General features: G+C 73.6%; 14 protein-coding genes. 12 read left to right on the top strand and 2 right to left on the bottom strand.

Annotation, left to right across the window (positions count from 1 at the left end):
* Positions 1 to 64: 64 nt before the first annotated feature.
* Positions 65 to 1,183 (bottom strand): phosphoserine transaminase, encoded by a 1,119-nt coding sequence (gene serC, locus ABZ818_RS09410; protein ID WP_361412613.1) that lies wholly within the window; start codon positions 1,181 to 1,183, stop codon positions 65 to 67.
* Positions 1,184 to 1,274: 91 nt separating this feature from the next.
* Between serC and ABZ818_RS09405 the strand changes: the two genes are divergently transcribed.
* The 11 genes from ABZ818_RS09405 to ABZ818_RS09355 all read left to right on the top strand — a co-directional run bounded on the left by ABZ818_RS09405 (position 1,275) and on the right by ABZ818_RS09355 (position 16,794).
* Positions 1,275 to 4,202 (top strand): FAD-binding and (Fe-S)-binding domain-containing protein, encoded by a 2,928-nt coding sequence (locus ABZ818_RS09405; protein ID WP_361412612.1) that lies wholly within the window; start codon positions 1,275 to 1,277, stop codon positions 4,200 to 4,202.
* Between the two features lie 127 nt (positions 4,203 to 4,329).
* The gene (locus ABZ818_RS09400; protein ID WP_361412611.1) at positions 4,330 to 5,286 is read left to right on the top strand and encodes an EamA family transporter; all 957 of its coding nucleotides are present in this window, start codon (positions 4,330 to 4,332) and stop codon (positions 5,284 to 5,286) included.
* Positions 5,287 to 5,375: 89 nt separating this feature from the next.
* Positions 5,376 to 6,170 carry a TIGR03084 family metal-binding protein gene (locus tag ABZ818_RS09395; RefSeq protein WP_361412610.1) on the top strand — a complete coding sequence of 265 codons (795 nt, stop codon included), beginning with the start codon at positions 5,376 to 5,378 and terminating at the stop codon, positions 6,168 to 6,170.
* Positions 6,167 to 7,885, top strand: a complete 1,719-nt coding sequence (locus ABZ818_RS09390; RefSeq protein WP_361412609.1) for an acyclic terpene utilization AtuA family protein — start codon at positions 6,167 to 6,169, stop codon at positions 7,883 to 7,885. The genes ABZ818_RS09395 and ABZ818_RS09390 overlap by 4 nt, the downstream gene beginning before the upstream one ends.
* Positions 7,882 to 9,480 (top strand): carboxyl transferase domain-containing protein, encoded by a 1,599-nt coding sequence (locus tag ABZ818_RS09385; protein ID WP_361412608.1) that lies wholly within the window; start codon positions 7,882 to 7,884, stop codon positions 9,478 to 9,480. The genes ABZ818_RS09390 and ABZ818_RS09385 overlap by 4 nt, the downstream gene beginning before the upstream one ends.
* 8 nt (positions 9,481 to 9,488) lie before the next feature.
* A complete protein-coding gene (locus ABZ818_RS09380) occupies positions 9,489 to 11,354 on the top strand; it encodes a biotin carboxylase N-terminal domain-containing protein (RefSeq protein ID WP_361412607.1) in 1,866 nt (621 codons plus the stop codon).
* Positions 11,351 to 12,541, top strand: coding sequence for an acyl-CoA dehydrogenase family protein (locus ABZ818_RS09375; RefSeq protein WP_361412606.1), 1,191 nt, complete (start codon positions 11,351 to 11,353; stop codon positions 12,539 to 12,541). Before ABZ818_RS09380 ends, ABZ818_RS09375 begins: the two co-directional genes overlap by 4 nt.
* 27 nt (positions 12,542 to 12,568) lie before the next feature.
* A complete protein-coding gene (locus ABZ818_RS09370; protein ID WP_361412605.1) occupies positions 12,569 to 14,170 on the top strand; it encodes a 4-coumarate--CoA ligase family protein in 1,602 nt (533 codons plus the stop codon).
* Positions 14,167 to 14,901: an enoyl-CoA hydratase family protein gene (locus ABZ818_RS09365; protein WP_361412604.1), complete on the top strand. Its 735-nt coding sequence runs from the start codon at positions 14,167 to 14,169 to the stop codon at positions 14,899 to 14,901. The genes ABZ818_RS09370 and ABZ818_RS09365 overlap by 4 nt, the downstream gene beginning before the upstream one ends.
* Complete coding sequence (locus ABZ818_RS09360) at positions 14,889 to 15,518, top strand: TetR/AcrR family transcriptional regulator (protein ID WP_361412603.1); 630 nt, start codon at positions 14,889 to 14,891, stop codon at positions 15,516 to 15,518. The genes ABZ818_RS09365 and ABZ818_RS09360 overlap by 13 nt, the downstream gene beginning before the upstream one ends.
* A gap of 247 nt (positions 15,519 to 15,765) precedes the next feature.
* The gene (locus ABZ818_RS09355; protein ID WP_361412602.1) at positions 15,766 to 16,794 is read left to right on the top strand and encodes a 2-oxoglutarate and iron-dependent oxygenase domain-containing protein; all 1,029 of its coding nucleotides are present in this window, start codon (positions 15,766 to 15,768) and stop codon (positions 16,792 to 16,794) included.
* A gap of 37 nt (positions 16,795 to 16,831) precedes the next feature.
* Here ABZ818_RS09355 and ABZ818_RS09350 read toward each other — a convergent pair whose 3' ends face one another.
* Positions 16,832 to 17,932 (bottom strand): citrate synthase 2, encoded by a 1,101-nt coding sequence (locus ABZ818_RS09350; protein WP_361412601.1) that lies wholly within the window; start codon positions 17,930 to 17,932, stop codon positions 16,832 to 16,834.
* 375 nt (positions 17,933 to 18,307) lie between these two features.
* Between ABZ818_RS09350 and pdxH the strand changes: the two genes are divergently transcribed.
* Positions 18,308 to 18,985 carry a pyridoxamine 5'-phosphate oxidase gene (gene pdxH, locus ABZ818_RS09345; protein WP_361412600.1) on the top strand — a complete coding sequence of 226 codons (678 nt, stop codon included), beginning with the start codon at positions 18,308 to 18,310 and terminating at the stop codon, positions 18,983 to 18,985.
* Positions 18,986 to 19,037 lie beyond the last annotated feature (52 nt).

The raw sequence follows: 19,037 nt of genomic DNA, 5'->3' as shown, positions 1-19,037 counted from the left end.
ACCACGAAGGGCGCCCGGCGGATGCAGACCGCCGGGCGCCCTTCGCCGTCGTGTGCGGGGACGGTTACAGCTTCTCGATCACGTGGTCGACGCACTTCGTCAGGGCCTCGACGTCCGCCGGGTCGATGGCCGGGAACATCGCGATGCGCAGCTGGTTGCGGCCGAGCTTGCGGTAGGGCTCGGTGTCCACGATGCCGTTGGCGCGCAGGACCTTGGCGACGGCGGCGGCGTCGATCTCGTCGGAGAAGTCGATCGTGCCGATGACCTGGGAGCGCTTGGCCGGGTCGGTGACGAACGGGGCCGCGTACTTGGATTCCTCCGCCCAGGCGTAGAGGCGGGAGGAGGAGTCCTTGGTGCGGGCCGTGGACCAGGCGAGGCCGCCCTGGCCGTTGAGCCACTCCAGCTGCTGGTTGAGCAGGAAGAGGGTGGCCAGCGCCGGGGTGTTGTACGTCTGGTTCTTGCGGGAGTTGTCGATCGCCGTGGGCAGCGAGAAGAACTCCGGTACGTGGCGGCCGGAGGCGTGGACGCGCTCGGCGCGTTCGAGCGCGGCCGGGGAGAACACGCCGATCCACAGGCCGCCGTCGGAGGCGAAGGACTTCTGCGGGGCGAAGTAGTAGACGTCGGTCTCGGCGATGTCGACCGGGAGGCCGCCGGCACCGGAGGTGGCGTCGACCAGGACCAGGGCGCCCTCGTCGGCGCCGGCCACGCGCTTGATGGGCATGGCGACACCGGTGGAGGTCTCGTTGTGCGTGAAGGCGTAGACGTCGACGCCCGCCTCGGCCCGCGGCTCCGGGTGCGTGCCGGGGTCGGAGGAGACGACGGTGGGCTCGGCGAGCCAGGGGGCGAGCTTGGCGGCCTTGGCGAACTTCGAGCTGAACTCGCCGAAGGTGAGGTGCTGCGACTTGTTCTCGATCACTCCGTGGGTCGCGATGTCCCAGAACGCCGTGGAGCCGCCGTTGCCGAGCACGACCTCGTAGCCGTCGGGGAGCCGGAACAGCTCGCGGATGCCCTCGCGCACCTGGCCGACCAGGTTCTTGACCGGGGCCTGGCGGTGGGAGGTGCCCATGAGGGATGCGCCGGTGGCGGCGAGGGCGTCCAGCGCCTCCGTCCGCACCTTGGAGGGTCCCGCGCCGAAACGTCCGTCCGCGGGCTTGATGTCAGAGGGAATCTGGATCTCAGCCACGAACGGGAGAGTAGCGGGTCGGAGAAATCCGGGTGAAACGCATTCCGCCGGGTGAGACGGCCGCCGAATCGATCGCGTGCATGCTGGACGCATGACCGATCTCGCGGATCTTTCGGAGCTTCGGGCGGAGCTGCGCCGGGCCGTGCGCGGGGAGGTGGCGTTCGACGCCACCTCACGGGCGCTGGTCACCATGGACGCGTCCAACTACCGGCGGATCCCGCTGGGTGTGGTGGCTCCGCGGGACACCGACGACGTGGCGGCGGTGCTGGAGGTCTGCCGGGCGCGCGGAGTGCCGGTGGTCGCGCGGGGCGGCGGGACGTCGATCGCGGGCCAGGCGACCGGGACGGGGGTGGTGCTGGACTTCACCCGGCACATGAACCGGGTGCTGGCGCTCGACCCCGGCGAGCGGACCGCCGTCGTCCAGCCGGGCGTGGTCCTGGACCGGCTCCAGGAGGCCGCCGCGCCGCACGGGCTGCGCTTCGGCCCGGACCCCTCCACGCACGGCCGGTGCACGCTCGGCGGGATGATCGGCAACAACTCGTGCGGCTCCCACTCGGTGGCCTGGGGGACGACCGCGGACAGCGTGCGGGAGCTGTCGGTGGTCACCGCGCGCGGGCGGAGGCTGCGGCTGGGGCGCGAGTGGGCCGGGGCACCGGACGGGTTGCGGGAGCTGGTGGAGAGCGAACTCGCCCGGCTGCGCACCGGCTTCCCGCGACTGCCCCGCCGTATCTCCGGGTACGCCCTGGACGTCCTGCTGCCCGAGAACGGCGCGGACGTGGCGCGCTCCTTCTGCGGCTCGGAGGGCACCCTCGGCGTGCTGACGGAAGCGGTCGTACGGCTCGTCGAGACGCCCCCCGCGCGCGTGCTGGCCGTGCTGGGATACGCCGACGAGGGCGCCGCCGCCGACGCCGCGGCCGGACTGCTGACGCACGGGCCGCTGACGGTGGAGGGGATGGCGCGGGACCTGGTGCCGTCCGCGGCGGCCGGGCTGCCGCGCGGGGACGCCTGGCTGTTCGTGGAGACGGGCGGGGAGACGGCGGGGCAGGCACGCGCGCGTGCGGAGGCGATCGCGCGGACGGCCGACGCCGTGGACGCCGCCATCGTCGAGTACCCGGCCGCGCAGCGCGCGCTGTGGCGGATCCGGGAGGACGCGAGCGGGACGGCCACCCGGATGCCGGACGGCACAGAGGCGTGGCCGGGGTGGGAGGACTGCGCGGTGCCGCCGGAGCGGCTGGGCGCGTATCTGCGGCGGTTCCGGGAGCTGCTGGCCGCCCATGGGCTGCGGGGCGCCCCGTACGGGCACTTCGGGGACGGCTGCATCCACGTCCGTATCGACTTCGACCTGCTGACCCCGGCCGGGATCGGCCGGTTCCGGCGGTTCTCGCAGGAGCTGGCCGAGCTGGTGGTGGCGCACGGTGGTTCGCTGTCCGGGGAGCACGGGGACGGGCAGGCCCGCGCCGAGTTGCTGCCGACCATGTACGGGGAGCGGATGGTGGCCCTCTTCGAACAGGTCAAGGGACTGTGGGACCCCGACGACCTGCTCAATCCCGGGATGCTGGTCCGTCCGGCGCCCCTGGACGCGAACCTGCGCTTCGCCGTGCTGCCGCGCCGCCCGGTCGACGTGGCCTTCGGCTACACGGCCGACCAGGGGGACTTCTCGGCGGCGGTGCGCCGGTGCGTCGGGGTCGCGAAGTGCCGTACGACCGAGGTGTCGGGCGCCGCGGTCATGTGCCCCTCCTTCCGGGTCACGGGCGAGGAGGAGCACTCCACGCGCGGGCGTGCCCGGCTGCTGCACGAGATGCTCGCCGGTGAGGTGGTGACCGACGGCTGGCGGTCGGTGGAGGTCCGGGACGCGCTCGACCTGTGCCTGTCGTGCAAGGGGTGCCGTTCGGACTGCCCGGTCGGGGTCGACATGGCCACGTACAAGGCGGAGTTCCTGCACCACCACTACGCCGGACGGCGCCGCCCGGCCGCCCACTACGCCCTGGGGTGGCTTCCGGTGTGGCTGCGCTGGACCGCCCGTACGCGCACCGCGCCACTGCTGAACGCGCTCGCCGCACTGCGGCCGTTCGCGGCGGCCGTGAAACGGCTCGGTGGAATCACACCCGAACGAGGGATCCCGCGACTGGCGCGTGAGCCGTTCACCCGATGGTGGCGCACGCGGGCGGACGCACGGGCGGACGGGGGGGAGGGAGCGGGCGATCTGGTCGTCCTGTGGCCGGACACCTTCACCGAGCACCTGTCGCCGTCCGTGGGCCGGGCGGCCGTACGCGTACTGGAGGCGGCCGGGCTGCGGGTGGCGCTCCCGCCGACCCTGCGCCTGCGCCGCCCTCCGGTGGGCGACGGAAGCTCGGCGCTGCTGAACCCCGTGTCCGTCCTGCGGGGCCGGGGCCGCGTCTGCTGCGGCCTGACGTACGTCTCCACCGGTCAGCTGGAGCGGGCCCACGCGGTGCTGCGCCGCACCCTCGACCTGATGGAACCGGTGCTGGAGACCGCCGCCCCGGTCGTCGTCCTGGAACCGAGCTGCGCCGCCGCCCTGCGCACCGACCTGCCGGAGCTGCTGCCCGATGACCCGCGGGCCCGCCGCCTGGCCGACCGCGTCCTGACCTTCGCCGAGGCCCTGCGGCGTCACGCCCCCGGCTGGACCCCGCCCCGCCTGGACCGCCCGGTCGCCGGCCAGACCCACTGCCACCAGCACGCCGTGCTCGGCGACGCGGCCGATCGGCGCCTGCGCGAGGCGGCCGGCCTGACCGGCGAACTGTCCGGCGGCTGCTGCGGCCTGGCCGGGAACTTCGGCTTCGAGAAGGGCCACTGGGAGGTGTCGGCCGCCTGCGCCGAGGAACAGCTCCTGCCGTCGGTACGGCGGGCCCCGGACGGCGCGGTGGTCCTCGCGGACGGCTTCTCGTGCCGCACCCAGCTGGACCAGCTGGCCGGAGTACGGGGACGTCATCTGGCGGAGGTCCTGGCGGAGGGACTGGAAGGACCACCAGAGGGACCGGAGGGGTGCGTCGGCCTGTGAACCGTGGGGACGGGCGGGGCATCGTGGACAGTGGTGTACGGGTTCACGCCCCTGACCGCGTCCACTACCCTGGACCCATCAGTACATCGCGATGAACAAACCCCTAGCCCCGTAACTGGACCGCCCCGTGACCACGCCCAGCGCCGCCACCCCCTCCTCGCCGTCAACGGTCGCCTCCGCGCCGGCCACCGCGCCCTCGCCCGGATCCCCGGGCCGTTTCGGCTCGCTCGGCCCGGTCGGGCTGGTCCTGGCCGGGGGCATCTCGGTGCAGTTCGGCGCTGCGGTGGCCGTGACGCTGATGCCGCGGGCGGGCGCGCTCGGCGTGGTGACCCTGCGGCTGCTGGTGGCCGCGATCGTGCTGCTGCTGTTCTGCCGGCCCCGGCTGCGCGGGCACTCGCGCGCCGACTGGGGCACGGTCGTCGTCTTCGGTGTCGCGATGGCCGGGATGAACGGCCTCTTCTACCAGGCCGCCGCCCGCATCCCGCTCGGCCCCGCCGTCACCCTCGAAGTGCTCGGCCCGCTCGCCCTGTCGGTGCTGGCCTCGCGCCGCTTGATCAACCTCGTGTGGGCCGCCCTGGCCCTGGCCGGCGTCTTCCTGCTCGGCGGCGGGAGTTTCGACAGCCTCGACCCCGCCGGTGTCGCCTTCGCGCTGAGCGCGGGCGTGATGTGGGCGGCGTACATCGTCTTCAGCGCCCGTACCGGCCGGCGCTTCCCGCAGGCCGACGGGCTGGCCCTGGCGATGGCGGTCGGCGCGCTGCTGTTCCTGCCGCTGGGGATCGCCGAGTCCGGGTCGAAGCTGGTCGTCCCGACGACGTTCGCCCTGGGTGCGGGGGTGGCGCTGCTGTCCTCCGTCCTGCCGTACACCCTCGAACTGCTCGCCCTGCGCCGGCTGCCCGCCTCCACCTTCGCCGTCCTCATGAGCCTGGAACCGGCCCTCGCGGCCACGGCCGGCTTCCTCATCCTCGGCCAGTCCCTCACCGCCCTCCAGGCCGTGGCGATCGTCCTGGTCATCGCGGCGAGCATGGGGGCGGTGCGGACCCAGGTGGCGCGGAGCAAGGCGCCGCTTCCGGAGGCGCACCCGTAACCGGTGCCGGCTTTCGGCGCCGCACGGCGGGACCATGAATTCATGCAAGCATGCTTGATTGTTTCAAGGGCCGCTGCCATGCTCCACGCATGTCCGATCCGACGCTGGTGTTCGACGATCTGCGTGCTGAGAGTGACGAACTAGATCGGCTTGTCGCCGGGCTGGGCCCCGGGGACTGGGGGCGCCCGACGCCGGCGCCCGGATGGAGCATCGCCCATCAGATCGCCCATCTCGCCTGGACCGACCGGTCCGCCCTCCGCGCCGTCACCGACTCCGACGGTTTCCGGGAACTCCTGGACAAGGCGCTGGCCGCACCCGGTTCGTTCGTGGACGAGGGGGCCGCGGAAGGCGCGCGGCTGGCCCCCGACATGCTGCTGGCGCACTGGCGGGAGGGGCGGGCCGCTCTCGACCGGGCGTTGCGAGCGGCGCCGCCCGGCTCCCGCTTCCCCTGGTACGGGCCGCCCATGTCGGCCGCCTCCATGGCGACCGGGCGGCTGATGGAGACCTGGGCGCACGGGCAGGACGTGGCTGATGCGCTCGGTGTGGTGCGCACACCCACCGACCGGCTCAAGCATGTGGTGCGCATCGGGGTGCGGGCGCGGAACTTCGCCTTCGGGGTGCGGGGGCTGCCCGTGCCCGAGGAGGAGTTCCGCGTGGAGGCCCGCGGGCCCTCCGGGGAGCTGTGGACGTACGGCCCCGAGGACGCCGGGCAGCGTGTCACCGGGCCCGCCCTCGACTTCTGCCTCCTGGTCACCCAGCGCGCCCACCGCGCCGATCTCGCGGTACGCGCCGAGGGCCCGGACGCCGACCGCTGGCTGGACATCGCCCAGGCCTTCGCCGGACCGCCCGGTGCCGGCCGGGCGCCCCGGGGGGTGGCCGGATGACCCTGCGCGTCGGCAACGCCTCCGGCTTCTACGGTGACCGGTTCGACGCCGTGCGCGAGATGCTCACCGGCGGTGAACTGGACGTCCTCACCGGCGACTACCTCGCCGAGCTGACCATGCTGATCCTGGCCCGGGACCGGCTCAAGGACCCGGCCGCCGGGTATGCCCGCACCTTTCTGCGGCAGATGGAGGAGTGCCTCGGACTCGCCCACGAGCGGTCGGTGAAGATCGTGACCAACGCGGGCGGGCTCAATCCGGCCGGGCTCGCCGACCGGGTGCGGGAACTGGCCGAGCGGCTCGGGATCCCACTGCGCGTCGCCCATGTCGAGGGCGACGACCTCACCGCCGACCTCCCCCGGGCTCTCGGCTCCGCCCCCGAGGGAGACACCCCCCTCGCCGCCCACGCCTACCTCGGCGGCTTCGGGATCGCCGCCTGCCTGCGCGCGGGCGCCGACGTCGTGGTCACCGGGCGGGTCACGGACGCCGCCCTGGTCACCGGGCCCGCCGCCGCCCATTTCGGCTGGCGGCCGGGGGAGTACGACCGGCTGGCGGGCGCCGTCGTCGCCGGGCACGTGCTGGAGTGCGGCGCCCAGGCCACCGGCGGCAACTACGCCTTCTTCGCCGACCACGCCCTCGACCGGCTGCGCCACCCCGGTTTCCCGCTCGCCGAGATCCACGAGGACGGCAGCTGCGTGATCACCAAGCATCCCGGCAGCGGCGGGGTGGTGGACGTCGGCACGGTGACGGCCCAGCTGCTGTACGAGACGGGCGGCGCCCGGTACGCCGGGCCCGATGTCACCACGCGGCTGGACACCGTACGGCTCAGCCAGGACGGACCCGACCGGGTACGCGTCGAGGGCGTGCGCGGGGAGGCCCCGCCGCCCGCCCTCAAGGTGGGCCTCAACCGCCTCGGCGGCTTCCGCAACGAGGTCACCTTCGTCCTCACCGGACTCGACATCGAGCGCAAGGCCGAGCTGGTGCGGCAGCAGATGCGGGACGCGCTCGGCACCGCCGGGTCACCCCCGGGTGAGGTGCGCTGGGACCTGGTGCGGACCGACCGGGCCGACGCCGGCACCGAGGAGACGGCGAGCGCCCTGCTCCGGCTGGTCGTACGGGACCGGGACCCGCGGGCGGTGGGGCGGGCGTTCAGCGGGGCCGCCGTGGAGCTGGCGCTCGCCGGATACCCCGGCTTCCACATGCCGGCGCCTCCCGGGAAGGGCGCGCCCTACGGCGTCTTCGAGGCCGTGTACGTCCCCCAGGACGCCGTCGAGCAGGTGGCCGTCCTCCACGACGGCCGCCGTGTCGCCGTGCCACCGCCCGAGGAGACGCGCGCCCTGGCGGACGTGGAGCGGCCGCCGCTGCCGGACCCCCTCCCGGACGGTCCCACGCGGCGGGCCCCGCTCGGACTCGTCGCCGGGGCGCGCAGCGGGGACAAGGGCGGCGACGCCAACGTCGGCGTGTGGGCGCGCTCGGAACAGGGCTGGCGGTGGCTCGCGCACGCGCTGACGACCGAGACGTTCCGGCAGTTGGTCCCCGAGAGCCGGACGCTGGCCGTGGAACGGCACGTACTGCCCGGTCTGCGCGCCCTCAACTTCGTCGTCGAGGGGATCCTCGGCGAGGGCGCCGCCGCCCAGCGCCGGTTCGACCCGCAGGCCAAGGCCCTGGGCGAATGGCTGCGCTCCCGCCACCTGGACATACCGGAGGCCCTCCTGTGACGGTCCTTTCCTCCGCCCTGGACACCGGCTCCGCCGAGTACAAGGCCCACCGCGAGGCCATGCTCGGCAAGCTCGCCGCACTCGACGCCGAGCACGCCAAGGCGCTCGCGGGCGGCGGCGCGAAGTACGTCGAGCGGCACCGGCGGCGCGGCAAACTGCTCGCCCGTGAGCGGATCGAGCTGCTGCTCGACCCCGACACGCCGTTCCTGGAGCTGTCGCCGCTGGCCGGGTGGGGCAGCGACTACACCGTGGGCGCCTCGCTGGTCACCGGGATCGGGGTCGTCGAGGGCGTGGAATGCCTGATCACCGCCAACGACCCGACCGTGCGCGGCGGTGCCAGCAATCCGTGGAGCCTGAAGAAGGCGCTGCGGGCCAACGACATCGCGCTCGCCAACCGGCTGCCCTGCGTCAGCCTCGTCGAGTCCGGGGGCGCCGACCTGCCGTCCCAGAAGGAGATCTTCATCCCCGGAGGCGCGGTCTTCCGGGACCTGACCCGGCTGTCGGCGGCCGGCATCCCGACCGTCGCCGTCGTCTTCGGCAACTCCACCGCCGGGGGCGCGTACATCCCCGGCCTGTCCGACCACGTGATCATGGTCAAGGAGCGGGCCAAGGTGTTCCTCGGCGGTCCGCCGCTGGTGAGGATGGCCACCGGCGAGGAGAGCGACGACGAGTCCCTGGGCGGCGCCGAGATGCACGCGCGCGTGTCCGGTCTCGCCGACTACTTCGCCTTCGACGAGCCGGACGCCCTGCGGCAGGCCCGCCGCGTCGTCGCCCGGCTCAACCACCGCAAGGCGCACCCCGATCCGCCCGCCGCGGCGCCACCGGAGTACGACGAGGAGGAGCTTCTGGGGATCGTTCCCGGCGATCTGCGGATCCCCTTCGACCCGCGCGAGGTCATCGCCCGGATCGTCGACGCCTCCGACTTCGACGAGTTCAAGCCGCTGTACGGGACGAGCCTGGCCACCGGCTGGGCCACCCTGGACGGCTATCCCGTCGGCATCCTCGCCAACGCCCGGGGCGTGCTGTTCAGCGAGGAGTCGCAGAAGGCGGCCCAGTTCATCCAGCTCGCCAACCAGCGGGACGTACCGCTGCTGTTCCTGCACAACACCACCGGCTACATGGTCGGCCGGGAGTACGAGCAGGGCGGCATCGTCAAGCACGGCGCGATGATGATCAACGCGGTGTCCAACTCGCGCGTCCCGCACCTGTCCGTCCTCATGGGGGCGTCCTACGGCGCCGGGCACTACGGCATGTGCGGACGGGCCTACGACCCCCGCTTCCTGTTCGCCTGGCCCAGCGCCAAGTCCGCCGTGATGGGGCCGCAGCAGCTCGCGGGCGTGCTGTCGATCGTGGCCCGGCAGTCGGCGGCCGCCAAGGGGCAGCCGTACGACGAGGAGGCGGACGCCGCGCTGCGGGCGATGGTGGAGCGGCAGATCGAGTCCGAGTCGCTGCCGGCGTTCCTGTCCGGGCGGCTGTACGACGACGGCGTCATCGACCCGCGCGACACCCGCACCGTCCTCGGCCTGTGCCTGTCGGCCGTCCACACCGCGCCCTTCGAGGGCGCGCGCGGCGGCTTCGGCGTCTTCCGGATGTGAGGGACCCCTTGATTTCTTCTCTGCTCGTCGCCAACCGGGGCGAGATCGCCTGCCGTGTCTTCCGCACCTGCGCCGAGCTGGGCATCCGGACGGTCGCCGTGCACTCGGACGCCGACGAGAACGCGCTGCACACGCGCGCGGCCGACACCGCGGTGCGCCTGCCGGGCATGACGCCCGCCGAGACGTATCTGCGCGGCGACCTGATCGTGAAGGCGGCGGTGGCGGCCGGCGCGGACGCCGTGCACCCGGGCTACGGCTTCCTCGCCGAGAACGCCGGCTTCGCGCGGGCCGTCCTGGACGCGGGCCTGGTCTGGATCGGGCCGCCCCAGCGGGCCATCGAGGCGATGGCGTCCAAGACCCGCGCCAAGGAGCTGATGGGCGTGCGGCCCCTGCGCGAGGTCACCGAGGCCGACCTGCCGGTCCTCGTGAAGGCCGCCGCGGGCGGCGGCGGGCGCGGGATGAGGATCGTACGGCGGCTGGAGGACCTGGACGCCGAACTGGCGGCCGCGCGCGCGGAGGCGCTGAGCGCCTTCGGCGACGGCGAGGTGTTCGTCGAGCCGTACCTCGGGGGCGAGGCGGGCGGGCGGCACGTGGAGGTGCAGGTCCTCGCCGACACCCACGGCACCGTGTGGACGCTGGGCACGCGTGACTGCTCCCTCCAGCGGCGCCACCAGAAGGTCGTCGAGGAGGCCCCGGCGCCCACTCTCCCCGCGGACACCGAGCGGGAGTTGCACGAGCTGGCCGTACGGGCCGCGCGGGCCGTCGACTACACCGGTGCGGGGACCGTCGAGTTCCTGGTGGCCGACGGCAGGGCGCACTTCCTGGAGATGAACACCCGCCTCCAGGTGGAACACCCGGTCACGGAGGCCGTGTTCGGCGTGGACCTGGTCGCCCTGCAGATCCGTGTCGCCGAGGGCCACGCCCTGGACGCCGAACCGCCCGCCGCGCGCGGGCACGCGGTCGAGGCCCGCCTGTACGCCGAGGACCCGGCCCGCGACTGGGCCCCGCAGACCGGCACCCTGCACCGCCTGTCCGTCCCCGGCGTCCGCCTGGACACCGGCTACGGCGACGGGGACGCGATCGGCGTCCACTACGACCCGCTGCTCGCCAAGGCCGTCGCCCACGCCCCCACGCGCGCGGAGGCGCTGCGCAAGCTCGCCGGCGCGCTGGAGCGGGCCGCCGTCCACGGCCCGGTCACCAACCGGGACCTGCTCGTGCGGTCCCTGCGGCACGAGGAGTTCGCGAGCGGCCGTATGGACACCGGCTTCTACGACCGCCATCTCGCCGAACTGACCGCGCCCGCCCCCGACCCGTACGCGCCCCTGGCCGCCGCGCTCGCCGACGCGCACGGCCGCTCCCGCTTCGGCGGCTGGCGCAACGTGCCCTCGCAGCCGCAGGTCAAGCGGTACCTGATGGCGGGCGAGGAGCACGAGGTGCGCTACCGGCACACCCGCACGGGCCTGGCAGCCGACGCCGTAGGGGTGCGGGTGGTGCACGCGGACGCGTGTCTGGTCGTCCTCGAAGCCGGCGGCATCCGGCGCCGGTACGAGATAGCCCGGTACGGCGAGCGGGTGTACGCCGGACCGACCGCGCTCACCGCCCTGCCCCGCTTCCCCGACCCCGTCGCCCAGCGTCTCCCCGGCTCACTGCTGGCGCCCATGCCCGGCACCGTCGTGCGCGTCGCCGACGGACTGGCCGTGGGCGACGCCGTACGGGCCGGACAGCCGCTGCTGTGGCTGGAGGCGATGAAGATGGAGCACAAGATCTCCGCGCCCGTCACGGGCACGCTCAGCGCCCTGCATGCCGCACCCGGCCGCCAGGTCGAGGTCGGTGCCCTGCTCGCCGTCGTAGAGGCCACCCGGGAGGATCAGTGAGCGCCACGCTGGAAACCGATGAACACAAGGATCTGCGCGCCGCCGTGGCGGCGCTCGGCAAACGCTACGGCCGCGCCTACCTCACCCGCACCGTCGCCGAGGGACGCCCTCCCACCGAACTCTGGTCCGAGGCGGGCAAGCTCGGCTACCTCGGCGTCAACCTGCCGGAGGCGTACGGCGGGGGAGGCGGAGGCGTCACCGAACTGGCCATCGTGCTGGAGGAATTGGGCGCGGCCGGCTGCCCCTTGCTGATGATGGTCGTCTCGCCCGCCATCTGCGGCACCGTCATCGCCCGGTTCGGCACGGAGGAGCAGAAGCGCGCGTGGCTGCCCCCGCTGGCGAACGGCACCCGCACCATGGCCTTCGGCATCACCGAACCCGACGCCGGCTCCAACTCCCACCGCATCACGACCACCGCCCGCCGCGACGGCGCCGACTGGGTGCTCACCGGCCGCAAGGTGTTCATCTCCGGTGTCGACATCGCCGATGCCGTCCTGGTCGTCGGCCGCACCGAGGACGCGCGCACCGGCCGCCTCAAGCCCTGCCTGTTCATCGTCCCGCCGGACGCGGACGGCTTCCAGCGGCATCCGATCGACATGGAACTCACCGCCGCCGAGAAGCAGTTCGAGCTGGTCCTGGACGATGTGCGGCTGCCCGCGGACGCGCTTGTCGGTGGGGGCACCTCCCACGCTTTCGGCAGTGGGGGAGAGGACGCGGGCCTGCTGCAACTGTTCGCCGGACTCAACCCCGAGCGCATCATGACGGCTGCCTTCGCGATCGGCATGGGGCGTCACGCGCTCGGCCGGGCCGTGGAGTACGCGCGCGAGCGTACCGTCTGGAAGGCCCCCATCGGCTCCCACCAGGCCATCGCCCACCCGCTCGCCCAGGTCCACATCGACCTCGAACTCGCCCGCCTGATGACCGGGAAGGCGGCCCACCTGTACGACGCGGGCGACGACGTGGGCGCGGGAGAGGCCGCCAACATGGCCAAGTACGCGGCCGGTGAGGCCTGTGTGCGGGCCGTCGACCAGGCCGTGCACACCCTTGGCGGCAACGGCCTCACGCGCGAGTTCGGGCTCGCCTCGCTGATAACGGCCGCGCGCGTGGCTCGTATCGCCCCGGTGAGCCGGGAGATGATTCTCAACTACGTCTCCCACCAGACCCTGGGCCTGCCCAAGTCGTACTGACCCGCCCGCCGTGTGCGAGGAGGAACCGTGTTCCGCAGCGAGTACGCAGACGTCCCGGCCGTAGAACTGCCCATCCACGAGGCCGTCCTGGGCCGAGCCGCCCGGTTCGGTGGGGCCCCCGCGCTGATCGACGGCACGGACGGCACCACCCTCACGTACGACCAGGTGGACCGCTTCCACCGGCGTGCCGCCGCCGCGTTCGCCGAGGCCGGCGTGCGCAAGGGCGACGTCCTCGCCCTGCACAGCCCGAACACGGTCCTGTTCCCCGTGGCCTTCTACGCCGCCACGCGCGCGGGTGCCTCGGTCACCACCTCTCACCCGCTCGCCACGCCGGAGGAGTTCGCCAAGCAGCTGAAGGACTCGGCGGCCCGCTGGATCGTCACCGTCTCGCCGCTGCTCGGGGCGGCCCGGCGGGCGGCCGAACTGGCGGGCGGGGTGGAGGAGATATTCGTCTGCGACCGCGCTCCCGGGCGCCGTTCGCTCCTCGACATGTTCGCGGGCGCCGCTCCCGAGCCGGCCGTGGACATCGACCCGGCCGAGGACGTCGCGGCGCTGCCGTACTCCTCGGGGACGACCGGCACCCCCAAGGGCGTGATGCTCACCCACCGGCAGATCGCCACCAACCTCGCCCAGCTCGAACCGGCGATCACGGCCGGGCCCGGCGACCGGATCCTCGCCGTACTGCCCTTCTTCCACATCTACGGGCTCACCGCCCTGATGAACGCACCCCTGCGCCAGGGCGCCACCGTCGTCGTGCTGCCCCGCTTCGAGCTGGAGACCTTCCTCTCGGCCATCCAGGACCACCGCATCACCGGCCTGTACGTGGCCCCGCCGATCGTGCTCGCCCTCGCCAAGCACCCGGCCGTGGCGGGTTACGACCTGTCGTCGCTGAAGTACGTCATCAGCGCGGCGGCCCCGCTCGACGCCCGGCTGGCGGCGGCCTGCTCCCGTCGGCTCGGCCTGCCACCGGTGGGCCAGGCCTACGGCATGACCGAACTGTCCCCGGGCACCCACGTCGTCCCCCTGGACGCCATGCACGACGCGCCCCCCGGCACGGTCGGCCGGCTCATCGCCGGCACCGAGATGCGCGTCGTCTCCCTCGCCGACCCGGACAAGGACCTCGGCATCGGCGAGCCGGGCGAGATCCTGATCCGCGGACCCCAGGTGATGAAGGGCTACCTGGACCGGCCCGACGCCACCGCCGTGATGATCGACCCCGACGGCTGGCTGCACACCGGCGACGTCGGGTACGTGGACGGCGACGGCTGGCTGTTCGTCGTCGACCGGGTCAAGGAACTGATCAAGTACAAGGGCTTCCAGGTGGCGCCCGCCGAACTGGAGGCTCTGCTGCTCACCCACCCGGGCATAGCCGACGCCGCCGTCATCGGCGTGCACGACGCCGACGGCAACGAGACACCGCACGCGTACGTGGTGCGCCGGCCGTCCGCCGACGGCCCGTCGGAAACCGAGGTGATGCTGTACGTCGCCGAACGCGTCGCCCCCTACAAGCGCGTCCGGCACGTCACCTTCCTCGACGCGGTGCCCCGCGCCGCCTCCGGGAAGATCCTGCGGCGGCGGCTGCGGGACCAGGGGCCCGAGCAGCCGCGGGAAGCGGGGGAGCGGCCGTGACGACGATCGCACGCACGCGCGCGCGTGCCGTCGAAACCCTCGGCCTCGACTCGCCGGGCAACCGAAACGCCCTGTCGGCGGCGCTCGTCGGGGAACTCGCCGCCGCGCTCGCCGACTGCGCCGAGGACGCCGCCGTGCGCGCCGTCGTCCTCACCCACACCGGCAACACCTTCAGCGCGGGCGCCGACCTGCGCGACCCTCCCCGGCCCGACGCGCTGGTCGCCCTGCTGCGGCAGATCGTCGAACTGCCCAAGCCGGTCGTCGCCCGCGTCACCGGACACGTCCGCGCGGGCGGCCTCGGCCTGCTCGCGGCCTGCGACATCGCGATCGCCTCGAACCAGGCCACCTTCGCGTTCACCGAGGTGCGCATCGGGGTGGCCCCCGCGGTCATATCGCTGCCGCTGCTGCCCCGCGCCGACCCGCGCGCGCTGGCCCGCCACTGCCTCACCGGGGAACGGTTCGACGCGGCCGAGGCGGTCCGGACCGGGCTGGTGACGGCGGCCGGGGACGACGCCGACGCCGTACTGGAGCCGATCCTCGACGGTCTGCGCCGCTCCTCCCCTCTGGCTTTGGCCGAGACGAAACGGCTGCTCACGGCTAGGGTGCTGGAAGCCTTCGACCGGGACGGGGCCGGCCTGACCGCGCTCTCGGCCCGGCTGTTCTCCTCCGCGCAGGCGCGCGAGGGCATGGCGGCCTTCCTCGAACGACGGGATCCGGAATGGGCGGTGTGACCACACACGACCGCGCGGAACGCGCCCCCAAGCAGGACCGCAGCCGGGCCACCCGGCAGCGGCTCCTCCAGGCCGCCGTGGCCTGCCTCGCCGAACACGGCTGGGCCGGGTCCACGGTCTCGGTGGTCGCCGAACGCGCCGGTGTCTCCCGCGGCGCCGCCCAGCACCACTTCCCCACCCGCGAGGACCTGTTCACCGCCGCCGTCGAGTACGTGGCCGAGGAACGCTCCACCGCCCTGCGCGCCCTGTTCCCCGAGGGCGCGGCCGACGACCGGCGAGCCGTGGTCGGCGCCCTCGTCGACCTCTACACCGGGCCCCTCTTCCGGGCCGCGCTCCATCTGTGGGTGGCCGCTTCCAACGAGGACCAACTGCGCCCCCGCGTCACCGAGTTGGAGGCCCGTGTCGGCCGCGAGACGCACCGCATAGCGGTCCAGCTGCTGGGCGCGGACGAGGCCCGCCCCGGCACCCGCGAAACCGTCCAGGGCTTCCTCGACATGGCCCGCGGCCTCGGCCTGGCCAACCTCCTCACCGACGACACCGCCCGCCGCGAACGCGTGGTGGCCCAGTGGTCGGCCCTGCTGGAGGAAGCACTGGGCCGCGGCCCGGCGACCGCGTGAACCGGGCCACACCCGTATCGCGCACCCCGCAGTACCCTGTGCGCATGCTTCTGCTGCTCGTGCGACGCCGCCACGTGGACTACGTGCGCGTCACGAGCATGGGCTGTCGGCGCTCCGCCTGACCCCGGCCCCTTCCGCGGCGACCCGATCGCCCGCACCTCTCACCCGGTTCCTCTCATCCGGCACCCGCGCCGCGCGCCCACCCATGGCGGCTGCCCGGGACCCGTACACCCTGCGGACGTGACCCATGACGAACACGGCGACGACCCCGTCGTACGACCAGCTCCCCATCATCGACCTCGCTGCGGCGGACCGCGGACCCCGTGAACGGGCGCTGCTGCACGAGCAGTTGCACGGCGCCGCCCACGACGTGGGCTTCTTCCAGCTCGTCGGGCACGGCGTCACCCGGGCCGAGACCGACGCGCTGCTCGACGCGATGCACGCCTTCTTCCGGCTCCCCGAGGCCGACCGCCTCGCCCTGGACAACGTCAACTCGCCCCACTTCCGCGGCTACACGCGCACCGGGGACGAGCGCACCGGCGGTGCCCGCGACTGGCGCGACCAGCTCGACATAGGCGCCGAGCGGCCCGCCCGCGTCCCCGGGCCGGGCGAGCCCGCGTACTGGTGGCTCCAGGGCCCCAACCAGTGGCCGGCCGCCCTGCCCGAGCTGCGCACCGCCGCGCTCGCCTGGATCGACCGGCTCGGCGCCGTCGCCCGCAGGCTGCTGCACGAACTGCTCACCGCCATCGGCGCACCCGCCGACTTCTACGACCCGGTCTTCGGCGAGCACGCCCACCCGCACCTCAAGCTCGTCCGCTACCCCGGCAGCGCCGACGACGGCACCGACCAGGGCGTCGGCGCCCACAAGGACTACGGCTTCCTCACCCTGCTGCTCCAGGACCGCATCGGCGGGCTCCAGGTGCAGCGCGCGGACGGGATCTTCCACGACGTACCGCCGATCGAGGGCGCGTTCGTCGTCAACCTCGGAGAGCTGCTGGAGGTCGCCACCGACGGCTACCTCGTGGCCACCAACCACCGGGTCGTCTCCCCGCCCGGCGCCACCGAGCGGTTCTCGGTGCCCTTCTTCTACAACCCGCGCCTGGACGCCCGCGTCGCCCCGCTGCCCTTCCCGCACGCCTCCACCGCGCCCGGCGTCACGGACGACCCGGGCAACCCGCTGTTCGCGGAGTACGGGTTGAACGAGCTCAAGGGCAAGCTGCGCGCCCACCCGCTGGTCGCCCAGCGGCATCACGCGGAGCTGCTGAGCCCCGCGTGACGCCGGGTGCGCCGACCGGGTGCGGTGAAGCGCTCGGTCAGCGCGCGATGTCGTCGTAGCCCGCGATCTCCCGCGGGCTGCGCGGACCGGGGCCGACGTAACGGGCGGAGGGGCGCACCAGCCGGCCGGTGCGCTTCTGTTCCAGGATGTGCGCGGACCAGCCCGCGGTACGCGCGCACGTGAACATCGACGTGAACATGTGCGCCGGCACCTCGGCGAAGTCCAGCATGATCGCCGCCCAGAACTCGACGTTCGTGGCCAGCACCCGGTCCGGGCGGCGGCTGTGCAGCTCCTCCAGGGCGGCCTTCTCCAGGGCCTCGGCGACCTCGTACCGCGGGGCGCCGAGCTCCCGGGCGGTGCGGCGCAGCACGCGCGCGCGTGGGTCCTCGGCCCGGTACACCCGGTGGCCGAACCCCATCAGCCGCTCACCGCGGTCCAGGGCACTCTTGACGTAGCCCTCCGCGTCCCCGGTCCGCTCGATCTCCTCGATCATGCCCAGGACCCGGGAGGGCGCGCCGCCGTGCAGCGGGCCGGACATGGCGCCCACCGCGCCCGACAGGGCGGCCGCCACGTCGGCGCCGGTGGAGGCGATGACGCGGGCGGTGAACGTGGAGGCGTTCATGCCGTGCTCGGCGGCGGACGTCCAGTACGCGTCGACGGCCGCCACGTGCTTGGGATCCGGCTCGCCCCGCCAGCGGATCATGAACCGCTCGGTGATGGAACGGGCCTTGTCGATCTCCCGCTGCGGCACCATCGGCACGCCCTGCCCGCGCGCCGACTGGGCGACGTACGACAGCGCCATGACGGCGGCCCGCGCCAGATCGTCGCGCGCCTTCTCCACGTCGATGTCCAGCAGCGGTTTCAGGCCCCACACCGGGGCGAGCATCGCCAGCGCCGACTGGACGTCCACGCGGATGTCCCCGGAGTGCACGGGGATCGGGAACGGCTCGGCGGGCGGCAGGCCCGGATCGAAGGCGCCGTCGACCAGCAGCCCCCAGACGTTGCCGAAGGAGATCTGACCGACGAGTTCCTCGATGTCGACGCCCCGGTACCGGAGGGCGCCGCCCTCCTTGTCCGGTTCGGCGATCTCCGTCTCGAACGCGACGACTCCTTCGAGACCGGGTACGAAGTCGGACATCAGGCGGCTCCTTGTGGTCTGTGCGGCAGAGGGTGCGACAGGGACGACTGGGGCTACTGGGATGGTGTGGCGGGATGTGACGAGTGGGGTGACTGGGGTGACTGGGACGGCGATCAGGTGCGGGACGTCGGGAATCGGGCCGTCCGCCGGCGGATCCGCGGTCGCGTCCCGTGACTCGCGGTCCATGGCGGGCATCCCTGTGGGCATCCTTGTGATGCCCCGTGCGGCCGGCTGTCACCCCACCAGCACGACAGCAGCACCATAACCCCGAGTGCCACAAAAGGGGAGTGGAGCGGCACTCAGTGCCACCCAGGACGGCGGTGGAGGGCGAGGGTACCCCGCGAAGGCGCCCGGTGGATACGGCAAGATGACCGCGTGACCGACCGAGAAGCCGGCGAAACCGCGCCCTTCGACCTCGCCTCCATGCGCATGCACTACCGGGCCGAGGGGCTGGTCGAGGCCGACCTGGCCGCCACCCCCGTCGCCCAGTTCGCCCACTGGTTCCAGCAGGCCGCGACCGAGGCCCGGCTGTTCGAGCCCAACGCCATGGTCGTCTCCACCGCGGACACCGACGGCCGGCCCAGCTCCCGCACGGTGCTCCTGAAGTCCTTCGACGAGCAGGGCTTCGTCTTCTACACCAACTACGACTCCCGCAAGGGCCGCGACCTCGCCGGGAACCCGTACGTCTCCCTGCTCTTCCCCTGGCACCCCATGGCACGGCAGGTCATCGTCCAGGGCGTGGCCCGCCGGACCGGCCGCGACGAGACCGCCGCCTACTTCCGCACCCGCCCGCACGGCTCCCAGCTCGGCGCCTGGGCCAGCGCCCAGTCCACGGTGATCGCCGGCCGCGCGGAACTCGACGCCTCCTATGCCGACCTGGCCGCCCGCTATCCCGAGGGCGAGCAGGTGCCCGTACCGCCGCACTGGGGCGGCTTCCGGGTAGCCCCGCGGTCGGTGGAGTTCTGGCAGGGCCGCGAGAACCGCCTGCACGACCGCCTGCGGTACGTCGCCGAGCCGGACGGCGGCTGGCGCGTGGAGCGGCTGAGCCCCTGACGCACACCGGTCGCGGGTGCCGTATTGACACGGCTCTGGTCCAGACCTCACC

This window comes from Streptomyces sp. NPDC047453, assembly GCF_040643155.1.
In the GTDB taxonomy this organism is placed as follows: domain Bacteria; phylum Actinomycetota; class Actinomycetes; order Streptomycetales; family Streptomycetaceae; genus Streptomyces.
The sequence above is the reverse complement of the archived record's forward strand: the minus strand, read 5'-3'. Positions and strand labels throughout refer to the sequence as shown.